The sequence below is a fragment of the Parabacteroides leei genome (assembly GCF_023369805.1).
Lineage (GTDB): Bacteria > Bacteroidota > Bacteroidia > Bacteroidales > Tannerellaceae > Parabacteroides > Parabacteroides leei.
In genome coordinates this window covers 48583-68328 of the sequence record NZ_JAMBQG010000008.1, presented here as the reverse complement: position 1 = coordinate 68328, position 19746 = coordinate 48583, and the positions used below count along the sequence as shown (strand labels likewise).

The 19746-nt window shown below is 42.0% G+C and carries 16 protein-coding genes; 13 read left to right on the top strand and 3 right to left on the bottom strand.

Annotation, left to right across the window (positions count from 1 at the left end; translation table 11 throughout):
- The first annotated feature begins 1 nt into the window (after position 1).
- From M1P97_RS13075 to M1P97_RS13050, 6 genes are read left to right on the top strand one after another with little or no spacing between them, the layout of a single operon-like run.
- Complete coding sequence (locus M1P97_RS13075; RefSeq protein WP_195372912.1) at positions 2 to 988, top strand: vWA domain-containing protein; 987 nt, start codon at positions 2 to 4, stop codon at positions 986 to 988.
- Positions 989 to 1000: 12 nt separating this feature from the next.
- Positions 1001 to 2017 (top strand): vWA domain-containing protein, encoded by a 1017-nt coding sequence (locus tag M1P97_RS13070; protein WP_195372913.1) that lies wholly within the window; start codon positions 1001 to 1003, stop codon positions 2015 to 2017.
- A gap of 13 nt (positions 2018 to 2030) precedes the next feature.
- Positions 2031 to 2777: a tetratricopeptide repeat protein gene (locus tag M1P97_RS13065; protein WP_195372914.1), complete on the top strand. Its 747-nt coding sequence runs from the start codon at positions 2031 to 2033 to the stop codon at positions 2775 to 2777.
- Between the two features lie 34 nt (positions 2778 to 2811).
- Positions 2812 to 4626 carry a BatD family protein gene (locus tag M1P97_RS13060; protein ID WP_195372915.1) on the top strand — a complete coding sequence of 605 codons (1815 nt, stop codon included), beginning with the start codon at positions 2812 to 2814 and terminating at the stop codon, positions 4624 to 4626.
- A 1-nt stretch (position 4627) separates the two neighbouring features.
- Positions 4628 to 5395: a tetratricopeptide repeat protein gene (locus M1P97_RS13055; protein WP_195372916.1), complete on the top strand. Its 768-nt coding sequence runs from the start codon at positions 4628 to 4630 to the stop codon at positions 5393 to 5395.
- Complete coding sequence (locus M1P97_RS13050; RefSeq protein WP_195372917.1) at positions 5395 to 6081, top strand: phosphatase PAP2 family protein; 687 nt, start codon at positions 5395 to 5397, stop codon at positions 6079 to 6081. Before M1P97_RS13055 ends, M1P97_RS13050 begins: the two co-directional genes overlap by 1 nt.
- Before the next feature lie 101 nt (positions 6082 to 6182).
- Here the strand turns inward: M1P97_RS13050 and M1P97_RS13045 are convergent, their stop codons facing one another.
- On the bottom strand, positions 6183 to 7295 hold the full coding sequence (locus M1P97_RS13045) for a universal stress protein (protein WP_195372918.1): 1113 nt from the start codon (positions 7293 to 7295) through the stop codon (positions 6183 to 6185).
- Positions 7296 to 7408: 113 nt separating this feature from the next.
- The gene (locus tag M1P97_RS13040; RefSeq protein WP_028729268.1) at positions 7409 to 7684 is read right to left on the bottom strand and encodes a hypothetical protein; all 276 of its coding nucleotides are present in this window, start codon (positions 7682 to 7684) and stop codon (positions 7409 to 7411) included.
- 236 nt (positions 7685 to 7920) lie between these two features.
- Here M1P97_RS13040 and M1P97_RS13035 point away from each other — a divergent pair, with 236 nt between their 5' ends.
- Positions 7921 to 8094 (top strand): histone H1, encoded by a 174-nt coding sequence (locus M1P97_RS13035; protein ID WP_195372919.1) that lies wholly within the window; start codon positions 7921 to 7923, stop codon positions 8092 to 8094.
- 76 nt (positions 8095 to 8170) lie between these two features.
- Here M1P97_RS13035 and M1P97_RS13030 read toward each other — a convergent pair whose 3' ends face one another.
- Positions 8171 to 8557, bottom strand: a complete 387-nt coding sequence (locus M1P97_RS13030; RefSeq protein ID WP_229058500.1) for a DUF302 domain-containing protein — start codon at positions 8555 to 8557, stop codon at positions 8171 to 8173.
- A gap of 274 nt (positions 8558 to 8831) precedes the next feature.
- On the opposite strand from M1P97_RS13030, the gene M1P97_RS13025 reads away from it, so the two are divergent.
- From M1P97_RS13025 to M1P97_RS13000, 6 genes are all read left to right on the top strand, one after another.
- A complete protein-coding gene (locus M1P97_RS13025; RefSeq protein WP_195372921.1) occupies positions 8832 to 8996 on the top strand; it encodes a hypothetical protein in 165 nt (54 codons plus the stop codon).
- A gap of 540 nt (positions 8997 to 9536) precedes the next feature.
- On the top strand, positions 9537 to 11930 hold the full coding sequence (locus M1P97_RS13020) for a DUF4906 domain-containing protein (protein WP_195372922.1): 2394 nt from the start codon (positions 9537 to 9539) through the stop codon (positions 11928 to 11930).
- 561 nt (positions 11931 to 12491) lie between these two features.
- Positions 12492 to 14873 (top strand): DUF4906 domain-containing protein, encoded by a 2382-nt coding sequence (locus tag M1P97_RS13015; RefSeq protein WP_195372923.1) that lies wholly within the window; start codon positions 12492 to 12494, stop codon positions 14871 to 14873.
- A gap of 189 nt (positions 14874 to 15062) precedes the next feature.
- Positions 15063 to 15869: a KilA-N domain-containing protein gene (locus M1P97_RS13010; RefSeq protein WP_195372924.1), complete on the top strand. Its 807-nt coding sequence runs from the start codon at positions 15063 to 15065 to the stop codon at positions 15867 to 15869.
- A 572-nt stretch (positions 15870 to 16441) separates the two neighbouring features.
- Positions 16442 to 18898, top strand: a complete 2457-nt coding sequence (locus M1P97_RS13005; protein WP_249389310.1) for a DUF4906 domain-containing protein — start codon at positions 16442 to 16444, stop codon at positions 18896 to 18898.
- 63 nt (positions 18899 to 18961) lie between these two features.
- Positions 18962 to 19741 (top strand): DUF4469 domain-containing protein, encoded by a 780-nt coding sequence (locus M1P97_RS13000; RefSeq protein WP_195372926.1) that lies wholly within the window; start codon positions 18962 to 18964, stop codon positions 19739 to 19741.
- Positions 19742 to 19746: the final 5 nt, after the last annotated feature.

Here is a 19746-nt window from a genome sequence, read left to right as displayed (position 1 = left end):
AATGGTATTTGCAAATCCTACATATCTGTATTTGTTATTGCTGCTTATCCCGATGATAGGATGGTATATCTGGAAGCTCTGTAAAAGTCAGGCAAGTTTGCAGGTATCATCTTCGGAAGCATTCGATGCACCGGGAACTACTTCCTGGAAGGTGTATCTGAGGCATGTCCCTTTTGTCTTGAGAATGGCGGCAGTTGCAGTACTTATTATCATATTGGCACGTCCGCAGTCTACAAATAGTTGGCAGAATACTTCTACGGAAGGTATCGATATTGTGATGGCGATGGATATCTCGAGCAGTATGCTGGCACAGGACCTGAAGCCGAACCGTCTGGAGGCATCGAAAGATGTGGCTGCTTCTTTCATCAATGGTCGTCCTAACGATAATATCGGATTGGTCGTATTTGCGGCTGAAAGTTTTACGCAATGTCCGCTTACTACCGACCATACCGTGTTGTTGAACCTCTTCAAGGATGTTCAGCCGGGTATTATCCAGGATGGAACAGCGATTGGTTTAGGACTGGCCAATGCGGTGAGCCGTATTAAAGACAGCCAGGCCAAATCGAAAGTGATCATCCTGCTTACCGACGGTGTAAACAATGCCGGTGAAATTGCCCCTGTTACGGCAGCCGAAATTGCCAAGACATTCGGTATCCGTGTGTATGCAATCGGTGTAGGGACAAAGGGCATGGCTCCTTATCCTTTCCAGACAGCATTCGGTATACAGTACCAGGATGTTCCTGTCGAGATCGACGAGCCGACATTAAAGCAGATCGCGGCAACAACCGGCGGACAGTATTTCCGTGCAACGGATAATACCAGCCTGAAGGAGATTTATTCAGAGATCGACAAAATGGAAAAGACCAAGATCAGCGTACAGCAATACAGCAAGAAACAGGAAGAATATAAGAACTGGGCTTTGTTGTTATTCGCGTTGCTTCTGGTTGAGATTTTATTGAGAAATACATTGTTAAGAAATATACCGTAAATATAAAGGCTTATGTTTCGTTTTGCACATCCGGACTTTTTGTACTTGCTTTTTATCCTTCCGGTACTCATTGCATTCTATGTGTATGCAATGATCCTGAAGAAAAAGGCAATAAAGAAATATGGTAATCCCGAATTGCTGGCAGAGTTGATGCCGGAGGTATCTCCGAAACGCCAGCATCTGAAGTTTTGGCTATTGTTCGGAGCCATTACAATGGTTATCTTTGTTATTGCGGGTCCGCAATTTGGTTCTAAACTGGAAACCGTAAAACGTCAGGGCGTGGAAATAATGGTTTGTCTGGACGTATCCAATTCGATGTTGGCCGAAGATGTTTCGCCCAACCGCTTGGAAAAGGCAAAACAGATGTTATCAAGACTGACGGATGGATTTAAAGATGACAAGATGGGGCTGATCGTTTTTGCAGGTGATGCATTTACCCAGTTACCGATCACTTCCGATTATATTTCGGCGAAGATGTTCCTGTCATCCATCAACCCGTCGATGGTTTCGACACAGGGCACGGCTATCGGTTCTGCCATTAATCTGGCTATGCGCTCGTTTACTCCGAGCGAAACATCGGATAAAGCAATTATCTTGATAACCGACGGTGAGAACCATGAGGGCGATGCCGTAAAAGCGGCTGCCGCTGCTGCGGAAAAAAATATTCATGTCAACATTGTCGGTATGGGCGACCCTAAAGGTTCGCCTATTCCGGTAGGAGCCAACAACTATATGAAAGATAAAGACGGCAATGTCGTTATCACTAAGTTGAGCGAAGAAATGTGTCAGGAGATTGCTGCGGCAGGACACGGTATGTATGTCCGTGCCGACAACACGAACTCTGCATTGAAAGCATTGCAGACGGAGATAGAGAAGATGAATAAGTCGGAATTAGACAGTAAAGTATATTCCGAATATAACGAACAATTTCAGACTTTGGCATGGATCGCACTGATCCTGCTGATTGCTGACTTCCTTACATTAGACAGGAAGAACCGTATTTTCAGAAAAGTAAAATTGTTCTCTTAATTCAATGGATAAGATGAGACGTATACGAAAATCAATGATATGGATGGGAGCGCTTCTGTTTTGCTCAGGAGCAGTGTTTGCCCAGAAGGCTGAACGTAAAAATGTACGTGCGGGTAATAAGTTGTACACCGAGGAAAAATTTACCGAATCGGAAATCGCTTACCGCAAAAGCCTGGAAGTAAATCCCCGTTCCGTTGAAGGTACTTACAATTTAGGAAACTCTTTATATAAGCAGAAGAAGTTTCCGGAAGCTGCTGAGCAATATCAATTGTTGACCGGTCAGGCAGAAAAGATGGTTGAAACCGAAGAGGGAAAAGCCCGTCTTGCCAGCGTGTTCCATAACCTGGGAGATATCAGTATGCAGAGCAAGGAATATCAGAAGAGTGTGGAAGCATTCAAACAATCCTTGCGTCTGAATCCGAAAGATGACGAGACGCGTTATAATCTGGCTTTGGCCCAGAAGTTGCTGGAAAATCAACAAAACGAAAACCAGGATCAAAATCAGGATCAGCAGAATCAGGATAAAAAAGAAGACCAGGAAAATAAAGACGATCAGCAGCAGCAACAACAACAGCAGCAGCAAGACGACAAGAAAGAAGATAAGACTCAGCAGGAACAACAACAGAACGAACAGATGAGTCAGGATAATGCGCAGCAAATGTTGGATGCCTTCCTACAAGATGAAAAGAATACACAGGAAAAGGTAAAGAAGGCTCAGGCTGAACAACAACAACGTCGTAAGACAGATAAAGAATGGTAATTTGGATACTGAAAACAGAAAAAACAACAATATAATGAGAAGATTAGCTTTCTTATTCGTTCTCTTTCTCACAGCAGGAGTGATGTCAAAGGCCGCCGGTAACGTGACCTTTAAGGCTGTTGCTCCGAATGCTGTCGTGATGGGGCAACAATTCAGATTAGCGTATACTGTAAACGCAGAGGCGAAAGCCAGTGACTTGCGTGTGCCGGAACTTCCGGATTTTGATGTACTGATGGGACCTTCTTTGGCTACAAGTTCAAGTACTCAGATTATTAATGGAAATGTATCATCAGAAGTCGCTTATACATTTACTTATATTCTGATGCCGAAGAAAGAGGGTACGTTTAATATCGAACCGGCTTCGATCAAGGTAAAAGGTGCTAATTATACATCCAATGCATTAGCAATTAAAGTACTTCCGCCGGATAAAGCAGCCGAAGCTGATGGAGGAAATGGCGGACAGGCTGCTTCTATCGGTAAGGATGATTATTTTGTAAGGATGGAAGTCTCCAACCGGAATGTATACGAACAGGAAGGTTTCCTGGTGACATTTAAATTATATGCTGCCCGGATGTGTAGTATGACGAGTGCCAAGTTCCCCGAATTTGAAGGTTTTCTTGCTCAGGAAATAGAACAGCCCGATCCACAATGGTCGCAGGATCATTACAATGGCCGCAATTATTTTACTGTTGTTCTGAAACAGACGGTTCTTTATCCGCAACGTGCAGGCAAAATTACCATAGAGAGCGGTAAATTCGATGCTGTAATCAGTGTCCCGACGCAACGGAAAGTACGTAGTATTTTTGATGAATTCAGGGATATGTATGATAATGTTCAGAAGACGCTGGTGTCGAATCCTGCAACGATCGATGTGAAACCGTTGCCATCCGGTAAACCGGCTTCATTCTCGGGTGCGGTTGGTAATTTCAACATGACATCCGATATCAATTCGACAAACGTAAAAACGAATGATGCTGTTACCATTAAGTTAAAGATCTCAGGTAATGGAAATATCAAACTGATCAAGAATCCGGAAGTTGTTTTCCCTAACGATTTTGATATTTTCGACCCGAAGGTAGAGACTGACACTAAGACTACGGAAGCTGGCGTGAGCGGAAGCAAAACGATCGAATACATGGCTATTCCCCGTTATGCAGGTGATTTCGAAATACCGGCTATTTCTTTCTCTTATTTCGATCCGAAGTCGGGAACTTATAAGACACTGAAATCCGAACCTTATAAACTGCATGTAGAGCAAGGTAAGGAGGGAAGCGGTTCTTCTCCGGCTGTATCTAATTTCAGTAATCGGGAAAGTGTGAAATATCTGGGTAAAGATATCCGCTACCTAAAGGTGAAGGACTTTAACTTCATTGCCAATAACGATATTTTCTTCGGTTCTTTCATGTATTACATGTGTTATATCGTACCGGGTATATTGTTTATCGTTTTCTTCTTTATCTATCGCAAGCAGGTAAAAGAAAACTCTAATATAGCGTTGGTTAGAACTAAGAAAGCGAACAAGATTGCCGTAAGGAGATTGAAAAATGCCGGTAAGCTGATGAAGGAAAACAAAAAGGAAGAATTCTACGATGAAGTTCTCCGCGCTTTGTGGGGTTATTTGAGTGATAAGCTGAATATCCCGCAGGCTAGTCTTACTAAAGACAATGTGGAAACCGAACTGTCGAAATATGGTGTAGACGATACGCTGACGAATGAGTTCATGGATATCCTGAATACTTGTGAGTTTGCCCGTTATGCTCCGGCACAGGCTTCTGATGCTATGGATAAATTATATGAATTAACCGTAGACGCCATTGGTAAGATGGAGAATACAATTAAAAAGCAATAAGATGAAGACGAATATAAATATGAAAAAGATATTGTTTTTCCTATTGATTCAGTGTCTGGCATGGACTGCTTACGCACAGGATGCGGTAATCAAAGAAGCTGAAACTGCATATACCAAGGAAGATTATGGGAAAGCGATTGAATTGTATGAGGGCCTATTGAAAAGTAACGGAGATTCTCCTGAAATATATTATAATCTGGGGAATGCCTATTATAAAGCCGGTAAGACTGCTTCTGCAATTCTGAATTACGAACGGGCATTGGTGCTTGATCCGGGTGACAGCGATGTCCGCTTCAACCTGCAAATGGCTCGTCAGAAGACTGTCGATAAGATCGAACCTGTCGATGGCTTTTTCCTGGCAAGATGGTTTGACTCGGTTCAGAATATGGGAGCAGCCGATTCATGGGCTAAAATGGGAATAGTCTGTTTTATTCTGTTCATTGGTTGTTTGATCCTATTCTTCTTTTCAAAACAGATCCATTTGAAGAAAGCTGGTTTTTATGTAGGATTACTTCTGCTGTTCTGCGTAATCATGACGAACATCTTTGCTGCCAATCAGAAAGCAGAATTAGTAAACCGTTCGTATGCGATCGTATTTGCTCCTACAGTAACTGTGAAAAGTTCTCCTGATGCCAGTGGAACAGATTTGTTCGTATTGCATGAAGGAACTAGAGTTTCGGTTAAAAGTAAGTTAGGTGATTGGAGTGAAATCGCGTTGGAAGACGGAAATGTTGGTTGGATGCCAACCAAAGACATTGAAATAATCTGATGGTAGAAAAAATATTAGTTTACGAACGAGATTTGTTCTTTATGCTTAACGGCAGCGATTCTCCTTTCCTTGACCGCTTCATGTGGTTGTATTCCGGAAAGGCAGTATGGCTGCCGTTAGCTGCTTTTATACTGATTGTATTACTGTATAAGAAGAAGTGGCGGGAATCTATTCTGATTTTGCTGGCGATCGTACTTGTTATAACCTTTTGTGATCAGTTCGCATCACATGTGTGTAAGCCTATTTTTACCCGTTTCCGTCCTACGCATCATCCGGACTTTATGGATCAGGTAAAAACTGTATTCGATTATCGTGGTGGAAAATATGGCTTTATATCCAGCCATGCAGCCAATGCTTTTGGTTTTGCCACTTTTATGTCATTGCTTTTCCGCTACCGCTTATTTACATGGACTATCTTCCTGTGGGCTGCATTGACTGCTTATACACGGGTTTATCTTGGAGTCCATTTTATTTCAGATATTGTACCGGGAGCCATTGCCGGTGTATTCTTCGGATGGCTGGTGTATTGGTTATATATAAAAGCTCGTGCATTTGTTCCCGGAACAAGCGGGGAGGCAAGTACTTTGTATTCGGATAAGCAGAAACGTATTATTGTTTATGCCATCTTTATTGCAGTTTTACTGATTGCGGTGTTTAATGTACCTTTAGTCGGTTGCCTAAGATAAGAAACAGTTTTCAAATAATAATGAAGCCGCGGATAAATCGTTTTTGATAATTTATCCGCGGCTTTTTATTCAGAATAGTTTAATTCTGTTTTCCTGTATTTTTATGAATGCATTACCAATAACGGAGTATCAGTATGGAACAACATTTTACGTGCGATAGACGGATTAAACATTCTGGCCAGGATATTCCGGCGATAGGTACTTAATGCAATGACATCGATCTGTTTGTCGCGTACAAATTTTTCGATAGCCAGCAACAAGTCACCATCTGCTAAAACGGTATGGCTGATATTCGCTTCGGGATATTGTTTTTTGAAATACTCGTTTACACCGGTCAGGCGAATTTCATTCCATTCGTCTTTGCTTGTCGAGATATTGAATAAATGGATATTAATGTCGTATCCTTTTATTATTTCCATGAACTCGTCGAATGCAACCAGGTCACGTTGGTTGAATGAGGTAGCGAAAGCAATGTTCTTTGCGTCACTTAGATCATTAAAACGTATATTTTCCGGAACAGCCAGTACCGGAACCTTGTTGACCTCGATCACCTCTCCAGTTACACTACCGATCAGATCCATATCTTTCTGACTCTTACCACGAGTACCCATAACGATCAAGGTCGGGTGATATTCTTTGCAGTAGGCAATGATCTCTTCTTCCGGCAATCCTTCACGAAGCACATAATTATACTTCACTTTGGGTAATTCTCCGGTCTGTATTTTGCGGTTGATCATTGTACAGATATTTTCCATATCGATCTGAACACGTTTCAATACGTTTTGTACGGATTCCTCTTCATTCACCTGATAAGCCAACGTATCACCCATAGGAATAGCCGATGGGAAATAAGGGCTAAAATAAGCGTGCATGATCATCACCTCGGCACCAGCCTGATGGGCATAATTAATACCCAGTTCACAAGCCTTGATCGAATAGTCGGAGAAGTCGACCGGAATCAGAATCTTTTTAGTCTGCGGGGTTGTAGATTCTTCTTCCGCGTCTTCGCTAAGCCATTTACTATCCTCAATAATACGCAAAGCATGAGGCAGGTCGCTTTCCTTAATTCTCACACGTACACCGGCCGATACGACGGGTTGGATCTGGTTTACATTATGTATATAGACTTCGATCCCTTCTGTTTCAAGTATCGTCTTAAGAATTTGTGCTTTCTCAAACGTGTGAATAGCTAATGTTACTAGTTTATCTTCCATAATTCGTGCGTTTTATAAATTAAACAATTGGAAAATACGAAATGTTGCTAAATAAAAAATCCCACAGCGTTTTTCTTTCGTTTGCTATGGGATTTTTTTTGCTTTGAATTTCTTTACGCTTCTTGTGCTTCAGATACGTCCTGTACTTCGGCGAGTATCTGTAAAGCACGTTCAAATATCGTCGTGTCATCTAATACGACAAGGCCACCATCTGGACCTGGTTCGATATGTATCCCACAGCTTTTACCGTCCTTATAATTATATCCACCAAAATAATTACGAACAGTTTCTACTGATATACCCAACTCATCTGCAATGCGATGAGTACTTCCGTCAGGCAGACGGTCTTTCAGTCTGCGCAATTCATTAAAAGTGATTGTCTTTGTCATGGTTCCCTTATTTTGAAGGTTAATACTTCGGTTAATTATTTATGCCACTAACTTAGGCAATATCTACCAAGAGGACAAATTATTTAGTTAAAATAAACCGAAAATGAATATGCTTTACGACATGTATCCGATTGCAGACAAAATAAAATATAACTTGGCAGATACATTTTTCTTGCATATAATATAATTATTTATACTTTTGTGGCTCAATATAACAATAAAAGCATAAAAGTAAAATGAAAGAATTAGTAGAAAAAATCAATGTGGCAATTGAAGAGTTCAGTACAAATGCTAAAGCTCAGGTAGAAAACGGTAACAAGGCTGCGGGTACTCGTGCTCGTAAAGCATCTCTGGAACTGGAAAAATTATTGAAAGAATTTAGAAAAGCATCTATCGAAGCTTCTAAGTAATAAAACTTATTAAGTAAAAGGAAAGGTGATTAGCCGGCATCGGCTAATCACCTTTTTATTTTGTGGAAATTGTGAGTCAATGTTTACTGGTAGCTTCTCCTATAATATTGACCAATAGATCTTGCATCTTCATTATGGTCGGATTATCATCCAACCCATATTGGCCGGCTATAGACTTCATGCTGATGAATGCAGCCCAGACGTCTCCATGAGCATCCTGCCATACAGATATTTTTAACGGGAGTTCAATAGATATCTCCGGATTTTCCTGCATCAACAGGGTTCCTGCCTTGGGTGAACCAAAAACAATTACTTTATTAGGCATTAATGCCAGGCCACTTTCCCTGGCATTTTGGCTATGATCGAATAAGGCAAAAACCTGTATATCTCTTTCCTTAAGATTAGTCTCTATTCTGCTGACTGTCTCGTCTACGCTAAACTGACTTTTACTTTTTACCAACATACTTATTTCTTTTTTTTGAGCGAATATCATAATCGACATCAGTAATCCTGATAGAATAAATATATAACGTTTCATAAGTCCGATTTGTTTGAGGTTTTAATACGTCGTAAAGTTCCGTATTTCATTTCATGTAAGAAATAGCAATATTACCGGAAATGATATCAATTTTCCTAAAATGTATATGAAATACCGGATTCTGATGAACAATGTTAAGCTTATATTGTTAAGTGATAAGATAATACAATAATTAATCAATCTAAAATAAGAAAGGCTTATGATACCTAACACTGAACTGGAAAATGGTAAAGTTGAATTAATCCGTGAAATACTTGATATCAAAGATATCCATGATATTGACTTGTTGAATGAGTTTAGTCAGGAGATCAATAATTCTCTTAATGCACAGAACGTAAATAGGGATATGGAAGACGAGAAGTAAAAGTAAAGCATAACGTTTTTATTGTTATAACAGAGCAGCGGAGTATACTTTCGATGAAGTATACTCCGCTGTTTTTGTTATCTCTTCCAATCTCTATACAACAACCACAAGGAAATCACCCTCTGTTAATGTGCGTAAAAAAGAAAGAGATAATGATATAAACAGACATAAAAACGAAAAAACAGAAAATGAAGCTAATAAATGAGAATCAACGACTGATAAAAAAAGAATCTGTCTCTTTATTCCCAAGAAAGAGACAGGCGGTCAGATTGCTTGATTTTTATTCGATTTCGAGGGCTAAAGTAGCAACTTTTAACGAGTAAGGCAAGTTTTTGGTGACATTTTGATTAGAATTCAAAAATATTAAAGTTACGCCATCCTCCGGAGCGTAAGCGATCATTGACAAACTACATTATTTAAATCACTGGTATACAGCGATTAATAAGAAGCCATCAGTCCCCTGTCTCTTTCTTGGGAATAAAGAGACAATCGAAACGGTCGGATTTAACATAAATGATGTAGTTAAAAAATGATATGAGGATGGCAAGTATAGAACGAAAATTAGAAACGAAAGGAGTCATTATGGTACTCTTAACACTAGGATTAATGAACATAGGTTGCGAGGATAAAATCGACAGTCCGGTGGTCAATCCCTCGGAGGGAAAGACTGTCGAGGTAGCGCTGAATATCGGCTTTGCTGATGAAACAGACGGCTATGAACTGTCCGCATCAACCAAAGCACTATCCAGAGAGGATGGAATTTTCAACGTGGAATTGACTCCGACGCTCACACCCCGTGCTACTACTACTTCAAAACCGGATGCTCTTTATAAACTGGAGATAAGGCAATACAATAAAGATGGTAACTATCTTAACGGAAATGATCCCATCGATCAAGCCATTGGTCAAAAGCTGACCGTCAGTTTATCGGAAGCAACCGATTGCCAACTCGTTTTTGTTGCCTGGGGACAGGGTAGTGGCAAATCCTTAGGTAGTACAACCCTTTCCAAAGCACAGGAAGTTTCGATCGATGCTTCCACAATCGAATCAATAAAAGATGACAACATGAATGTTATGCCTTATATACTCCATCTGAAACATATAAACGTAACAGGTAGTGGCGCAAGCGGTATTATAAGCAGTCCCAACGGTGAAGACGTACGCATCCTACTCAAACGTCTGGCCACTCGCCTGACATTTAATTGGGAGTATCCAACCAACACAGACTATAGCCTAAAGCAAATCCTGTTGGAAAGTATCCCCCTTAATTATAATGTAATACCTAAGCCCGACGAGAATGAAAACAATACCTATCCTTCTTTACTGGATCAGTACACTACGATACAGCTATCTAAGAAAGATATAGAGAAAGGTAGTTATACTTGTTGGGTTCCGGCTAACGTACGTGGTACGAGTAATGAATCCAACAGCGCCCTATACCGTATCAAAGCGAATGCCCCGACGGGAAGCAGCTACGCCAGTTTTATTGCAGGCCATAAAAGCGATACCAAAAAGAAGCTCAACTACCGCGTCTACCTCGGTGGTCCGGATTATACCGATTTTAACTTGTATGGCAATACTGACTATACATATACTGTTTCTTTTAAACATAAAGAACTTCCGGTCAACGACCGTCGTGTAACGATTATCGACCCGATACCCGCATCACAGAACAATGGCAACCTGGTACCTACCGCTAATTGTTTTATGGTAGTACCCGGTAGTGCTTTTTGCTTTGATCCGTTCAAATATCAGATAAAAGGAAATGACAATAATGTGAATACAACATTGAAAGGATGGGTTGACGGCGAAGGGGGGATAGCTTATGTCAGAGTGCTCTGGCAAACGAAAGAAAACGGTGATTTGGGTGACCCGGTGTTAGGTGTTGTAAACTCCGATGACGACCATACGAATGTTGTCGATATAAAAATGATCGGTGGGGGAGATGTGTCTGCCGAATCTTCGGTAAATAATATCGATCAGGCATATATCTACTGTCGTGTAGCCCCGAATACCGCAGGTGGTAGCGGAGCAATCGCCGCTTATAATAAAAGTAATCAAATTCTGTGGAGCTGGCACATCTGGGTAACCGATTATAGCCCCGATCCGAGAGGCGGTGAAGATGTACAGACTCCGGTGAATAAACGAAAACTGAAGTTTGAATATAAAAACTCCAGTTTCCTGCCCATGATGGATCGTAATCTGGGTGCAGCCGCTGGCTATATAGACTTTCCCCCCAATGAACTGGAAAAATCAAAGACGAACGGTTTTTACTATCAATGGGGGAGAAAAGATCCTTTCATAGGTAGCTATTCAAATACCAAGATCGAAAAGATTCCATACACAGAAATAAAGAAAGATGCTCCTACAAAGGGATTATTAAGCCTGTTTGAAGGGGATGGAATTACATTTCATCCAACCGGGCTTGTCCAAAGGCTTGCTTCTTATCGGGATGTTTATAAAGACCCGGGGAATATGTATAAAGGCAATAGCAGTACTTCCTGGATTAGCAGTCAAACAGATGAGTACAGGAATGCCTGGGGAGCCGGCATCACTAAAGGCCTTCATGACCCTTGTCCGGCAGGATGGCGTGTTGCAAACGGAAATAATTATACTCCATTACTTACAGGTCAAACCAGTGGCAATCTATATTATCCGAGACTAAAAACAGGAACCGGCGTAAAAGATGGTGGCTACGTCCTCTATTACGATAAAGCAGGAATAAACACTACATACTTTTATCTGGCAGGCTATTGGGAGTTAACTGGGATGATAGAGATCAATACAGGGATGCACTTTTGGGGTGGGGATGCATTAGTAGATGGTAGCAGCAGAGGAAAATATATCTATTCGTCGCAGTCAGCAATGTGGCGATTTACTGGTGGCAATACGCGCGAATCCCTGCTTCTTCGTTGCATCCAGGAACAGGAATAGTAAATAACACCCGATGTAAGCCGGACTTGTATAAGGTATAAGGTCTCCCCCGGACCTGCCGGGTGTTGCGCTGCTTTTTGTGTGTCTAAGAGTAACTTTTTCCCCTCTTGAGAGGGGGCAGGGGGTGTGTCATTGGAACATCTGTTAATGTGTATCAAAAAAGGAAAGAGACAAGTACAAAAAAAGTAGTAAAAATGGAAACAAAGGAAGTAAACATAAAGAATGACAATCAACGGATAGTAAAAAAAGAGCCTGTCTCTTTATTCCCAAGAAAGAGACAGGCGGTCAGATTGCTTGATTTTTATTCGATTTCGAGGGCTAAAGTAGCAACTTTTAACGAGTAGAGCAAGTATTTGGTGACATTTTGATTAGAATTCAAAAATATTAAAGTTACGCCATCCTTCGGAGCGTAAGCGATCATTGACAAACCGCATCGTTTAAATCACTAGGACACAGCGGTTAATAAGAAGCCGTCAGTCCCCTGTCTCTTTCTTGGGAATAAAGAGACAATCGAAACGGTCGGATTTAACATAAATGATGTAGTTAAAAAATGATATGAGGATGGCAAGTATAGAACGAAAATTAGAAACGAAAGGAGTTATTGCAATGACACTTTTAACACTGGTATTAATGAACACAGGTTGCGAGGACAAGATCGACAACCCGAAGGAAAATTCACCGGAGGGAAAAACGGTGGAGGTAACGTTCGATCTTGGTTTTGCTGACGAAGCAGACGGATATACGCTGTCTGCATCACCGACTACTAAATCGGATGTAGCCGGATTTAATTATGCACTTCAATTGTCAAAACTAACAAAAGGAGAAACAACTTCTATAAAACCGGACAAACTCTATAATCTGGAAATACAACAATATGACCGTTCCGGCGATCGGATCGGTGGTATGTCAACTGCAATTGCAGAGCAAGAAATCGGTTCCACCCTTAATCTGTCTCTGGCAGCTAACTCCGACTGCCAACTGGTAATCGTAGCCTGGGGAAATGGAAACACAACCAGATTGGGAACCGGTAACCTGCCTTCTGCCCAAACTAAAAGTGTCGCAGCCTCCACTATATCATCTCTTCAGCCCAATAGCCAAGCTGATATGAACAAGATGCCTTATGTCCTGCACCTTGAACATGTCTGTGTGGAAGGCAACACGATCAAAAGTATTGAAGGTAAAGACGTCCGTCTGCTGCTTCACCGTCTGGCTACCCGACTGACATTGAATTGGACTTATTCATATACCGGTTATGGGTTAAAACAAATCCTTTTGCAAAGTATCCCTACTGATTATAAAGTAGTGGCAGCACCCGATAAGACCGATAATACTTATCCCTCCCTGTTGGACCAGTTCACCACAATCCAATTGACAGCCGCCGAAATAACAGCCCAAACATATTCTTGTTGGATACCAGCCAATGTACGAGGCACAAACCCGGCCGCCACTTCGCAAACTTACCGTATCAAGTCGAATGCCCCTACAGGGAGTTCGTATGTCGATTTCATCGCATTTAACACGACTGAGTCAAAGAAAAAACTAAGTTACCGCGTTTATCTGGGTGGTTCCGAATCGTCAGACTTTAATATGTATGGTAATACAGATTATAACTATACAGTAAAGATAAATCATACCGGGCTACCCATCAACGATCGTCGCGTAACGATCATCGACCCGATACCAGCTTCACAGAATAATGACAATCTGGTACCGACCGCCAACTGTTTCATGGTGGTTCCCGGTGGTGCTTTCTGTTTCGACCCGCTTAAATATCAGCAAAATGGAACGACAATAGCCAACAGTACTCTGAAAGGTTGGTCGGATTCGGAAGGCGGCATAGCCTATGTCAAGTTACTTTGGCAGACCAAAGAGAACGGTGATGTAGGTGATCCTGTTATGGGTGTAGTCAATTCGGAAAGCGATCATACCAATATTGTGGATTTAAAAGATGGCCTGATCTATTGTCGTGTAGCTCCTAATACAACGGGAGGAAACGGTCTGATAGCCGCCTACAGCTCGAAAAATGAGATTCTTTGGAGTTGGCACATTTGGGTAACAGATTATGCCCCTACATCGACAGGTGATGAAACTGTATTGACTCCTGTCAATAAACGTAAACTTAAATTTACAAACAACGGTTCTAATCAACCTCCTATGATGGATCGTAATTTGGGTGCAATAAAAGGATATACACTTTCAGATCCTCCTCAAAATACACTCGATATGTCGAAGGCCAATGGTTTCCATTATCAATGGGGGCGTAAAGATCCTTTTACCGGTAGTTATTCGGCCATTTCCATAGATAAGATAACTGGGTTAACTTCGGTTACGATTGCTCCGAAAGGTATGCTTAACAGATATGGTCCTGATGGTATTAATTACCTGTCTCTGATTACTAAAACTTCGAGACAAACACTTCGGAATGCCTATAAAATACCAACTGATTATATTATGTTAGGTAACTCTGCTTTGGGATGGTGTGCCGAAGATGTATCTGTCATAAAGACTCTGTGGAATGATGAAAAAGGACTGAAAGGCTTAAATGATCCTTGTCCGGTTGGTTGGCGGGTCGTATCAGGGACAGAACTAAAAGCACTATCTAAAAGTACTTCAATTTCAGGAAATGTAACACCGAATGCATCAAATGTCAATAGGGCTGTTGCTGACGGTGGATTATATCTTTATTTCGAAAACGCAGGATCGGGAGAAGCCAGTTATTTTCGGTTTACGGGGTATAGGCGCTCTGCAGATACTTTTGAATTTATTGGTTTACGTTGTATTATTTGGTCACGAGAATATTCAGCAATGGGTGTTGATCAATATTATAGTAATGGTTTGGATATGTATTATAATAATGCAGGGACTCTACTATATTTTGGGATCTTCCAAAGTTACTCTATTCAGGATGGTCAAGTACTCCGTTGCATTCAGGAAAGTGAATAACAATATCCCTCCGGTGCAAGCCGGATTCAAATAAACAACATATCAGGTTCTTCCCCGAACCTGCCAGTAACCGGGGAAGACGAGTTCTTTGACATGATGAGATAGATAAGAGGAAAATCAACAGCCGATTTTTGTCAGTTCGTAATATATTTTGTTCCTTTACAACTGTTTAATACAAAATAGAACACTATGGCAAAAATTACGGTAAAAGACACGGAGGTAACAGTTATCAAAGTGAATGAAGAAGATTATATCTGTATTACGGATATAGCACGGTTTAAAACAACAGATACATTTATTGTTGTTTGTAATTGGTTAAGGAACCGAAATACAATTGAGTATTTAGGTGTATGGGAAACTTTGTACAATCCAAGTTTTAAACCTATCGAATTCGATAGGTTTAGAAAAGAAGCAGGACTGAATGCATTTACACTTTCTCCTAAAAAATGGGTTGAATCGACAAATGCTATCGGATTAATTACTAAATCTGGGCGTTATGGCGGAACTTATGCACATAAGGATATTGCTTTCAAATTTGCAAGTTGGATATCCATCGAATTTGAGCTGTACATAATCAAAGAATTCCAACGTCTCAAAGCCCAGGAGCAAGCTCAAATCGGTTGGAGTGCCAAGCGCGAACTCTCAAAGATCAATTACCATATACATACCGATGCTGTTAAGCAAAATCTGGTTCCGCCTGAATTAACGATAGCGCAAGCATCTGTTATATATGCCAGTGAAGCCGATGTGCTTAATGTCGCCATGTTTGGTCTGACAGCCAAAGAGTGGCGCGAACAACATCCCGAACTGAAAGGGAATATTCGTGACTATGCTTCCATCAACGAACTGATCTGCCTATCGAACATGGAGAACCTGAATGCCGTATTTATCGACGAAGGCCTGACTCAAAAAGAGCGTCTTTTGAAGTTGAATCAAATAGCCATTTCGCAAATGAGAATCTTGGAGGATACGGGTAACCGGAGATTCTTGAAATAAGCAACCTTTTCTCTTATCAATCGCATCTGTAAAAGATAACAGATGCACCAATAGTTACGCAGCATCTTGCCGGGTGTTGCGCCGCTTTTTGTGTGTCTAAGAGTAACATTTTCCCCTCTCGAGAGGGGGCAGGGGGTGTGTCATTGGAACATATGTTAATGTGTATCAAAAAAGGAAAGAGATAATGATTGAAAACAGTATAAAAATGGAAACAAAGGAAGTAAACATAAAGAATGACAATCAACGGATAGAAAAAAAAGAGCCTGTCTCTTTATTCCGTAGAAAGAGACAGGCGGTCAGATTGCTTGATTTTTATTCGATTTCGAGGGCTAAAGTAGCAACTTTTAACGAGTAGGGCAAGTATTTGGTGACATTTTGATTAGAATTCAGAAATATTAAAGTTACGCCATCCTTCGGAGTGTAAGCGATCATTGACAAACTGCATTATTTAAATCACTGGTATACAGTGGTTAATAAGAAACCGTCAGTCCCCTGTCTCTTTCTACGGAATAAAGAGACAATCGAAACGGTTGGATTTAACATAAATGATGTAGTTAAAAAATGATATGAGGATGGTAAGTATAGGACGAAAATTAGAAACGAAAGGAGTTATTGCAATGACACTTTTAACACTGGTATTAATGAACACAGGTTGCGAGGACAAGATCGACAGTCCGGCGGTGAATCCGTCGGAAGGAAAGACTGTTGAAGTTATGCTCGATCTGGGTATTACCGATGAAGAGGACGGGACAGGGGCAAGCACTTCTCCGGGTAGTAAGACGGGGTATGGAAGCAACAGTCGGTCTGCCTTCGAGGTAGTGCCCGTTTCCGGTGTGCAAACCAAAGCGGGTACAGACAAACCCGATCAACTGTACAATCTTGAAATATGGCAATATGATGCAAATGGGAATAAAATAAACAGCCAGAAATACGGTCAGGTATTGGGTAATAAAGCAATCGGTTCATCCTTCACCGCCACCCTGACGGAAGCAGACAACTGCCAACTTTTGCTCATTGCCAGGGGAGCAATTGCCGATTTCAGTTCACTATCCAATAAAAGCCTATCCGATGTACAAGCTATGGCCGTGAAAGTAGAAGGTAGCAAAATCAACGCCATCCCAACCGATGCTACTGGTAGTGGCCTAGCAAACATGCCATATTATCTCCTGCTGAAAGACGTCAATATCACCTCCGACGGCAAGATTCAGAGCCCAGCAGGCAAAGACGTCCGCCTGCTGCTCAAACGTCTGGCCGTAAAGGTTCAGTTAGACTGGACTATCAGTCCTGCTATGATAAATGCCGGATATGTCCTGAAAGAGGTCAAACTTTGCCAGGCTCCGGCCCATTACCGCCTGGTGCCACAAACAGAAACAACTGATAAATGGGGCGATGTATATCCGACCTCTGTAGCCGAGTTTGTCGATGTCTACCGCTTGACAGGAACGGATCTGGTTAACGCCGGTAATTCGAAATTTGTTTGGATCCCAGCTAATGCCCGTGGTATATCCTCTTATGCCACTTCACCGATCTACCGGAATAAAGAGAACGCCAATGCAGCTGCTACTTATGCCGAATTTGTGGTAGATAACAGTGTCAAGAAAGAACGTCTTTATTACCGCGCCTATCTGGGCGGCAACGAAACGAATGATTTCAACCTGCTGGAAAACAATAACTATCACTGGACAGTGAATATCAACAATGCCAACTATACCAACGATCCACGCATCCAGCTGCTCGACCAGACCCCGGTAATCAGCACCAACCTGCAACCGACTGCCAATTGCTTCATGATGCGTCCGGGTACAAACATCTGTTTTAACCCCTATAAGCATGAGGCCGGACCGGATGGTTGGAATACGGTACTGGCATCAAGCGGTTCGATACAGCCCGGAAAAGAAATAAAAAAGGTGAAAGTCCTTTGGCAGAATAAAGATACAGGAACATCGGGTGAGCTTGTGATGGGCTATGCTATCAGTGAAAGCAATCATCAGAATCTTGTAAATCTCACTGACGGAAACAGGGTAGATAACGCTCGTATACATCTGAAAGTACCCGTTACCAGTGGAGGAAACGCAGTAGTAGCCGCTTATGGTGACGATGAAGCAAAAGCTCTTTGGAGCTGGCATATCTGGGTTTCGGATTATGTACCCGCTCTGCTTGGCAACTTTACTGAAGGCGATGTAAACAGCCGTACCAATGCAATAGCCATTGCCCAAAATGCCACCCGCGGGGGGATGGTACATACGTATCAGGGGGCCAGTTGGACTAATTCATCCGGTACTTTCTACAAAAAGATCATCATGGATCGTAACTTGGGAGCTATCCGCGCTGTTCCGGCTCTGAATAGCAATATTGAATCGGCCCGTACCTACGGCGTACTTTACCAGTGGGGGCGTAAAGATCCGATGCCGGGTTCGGCCGATGGCTCATACGAAGAAATCAATACCATCTTTAATGCCGATGGAGTAACGATACCATTGAGCAAATCAGGTGGAGGAAACCAGGAAAACTCCATTGCTAATCCATCTACTTTTTATTATAATATGTATTTAGCTGATGATTCATGGGGGCCAATAACAAAAACAATCTATGATCCTTGTCCGAAAGGGTGGAAAGTCCCCGATTTTTATCCGGGCGAAACAACAGTGATGTTCGATGGCTTTGCTTTTGGTTCCAATCTGGCATTGCTCAATGACCAAAGGTGGTTTACTACGGCTATATCTCAATCTTCCGCAAAGATAAATGCAACCAACGGACTTTTGTATTTGTATCCGGGAGAAACGTATATGGATTATACCACGAAATCGGCCTGGTTCCCGATGTATTGGATGAGAGAACGCGATTCAGGAAACTTAAGACGAACCGATGCTTGCTTTGTCATGTATTCAGCGCGTGTATCAAACTCTGTTTTAGGTTTCCCGACTGCTTATTATACAGAGGTTAAAGCTCATGGAGTTTTGATGTTTACAACAGGTGCTACTGCAGTTAGATCCTACGGCATGTCCGTCCGCTGCATACAAGAAAAATAACGACCTCCGGCCCCCGTGCCGGACAAATAAACAACTAGTATTAACAATTAAACATGAAACATCATGGCTGATTACGAAAAAGACCATTACTGGGAATTCACCCTGCGTGATAACCCACTGACAAAAGACAATACGAAAGACTGTATTGCCGAAGTGAAAACCGGTCCGAAGACCCTGACCAAAGAAGATACGGCCAAGGAAATCAAACGTACCGGTTCCGAACTGAAATATCCGACTATCCTTTCGGTTACATCGCAGGACAGTGATATTATACTCGAGGCCTTGTTGAACGGCGATAGCGTGATAACCGACCTCTGCCAGTTTACACCGCGTATCCTGGGTGTTTTTGCAAATTCCGAAGCCCAATTCGACCCGGCAATCCATCGGCTGACATTCGACATTACTCCCACGAAGAGACTTCGCGACGCCTTGAAAAACGTCAAAGTCATCAACATGGGCGCAAAAGCTACTGTAGCCCGTATCGGCCTTGTCACCGATACCCTGACCGGTCTGTTCGATGGATCGATCACGGCAAACGATGACATTATGATCACAGGAAATAACATTAAAATAACTGGCGACGATGCAGTGGTAGGCGTTTTCTTCGTAGCCGCAGACGGTACGGCAACCAAGGTTACCCGCCGTCTCACCCAGAACGACCCCAGCAAATTGATCGCCCGTGTTCCGGCATTGGCCGACGGTAACTATACGTTGCGTATCGTTACACAGTTCAGTCAAAGCAGCACCACCCTGAAAGAACCTCGTACCCTCGAATATTCAACGAAGTTGGTTGTAGGCAAGGGTGGCGGTGGCGGAGAAGACGACCGTCCTGTAATTGAATAATTTAC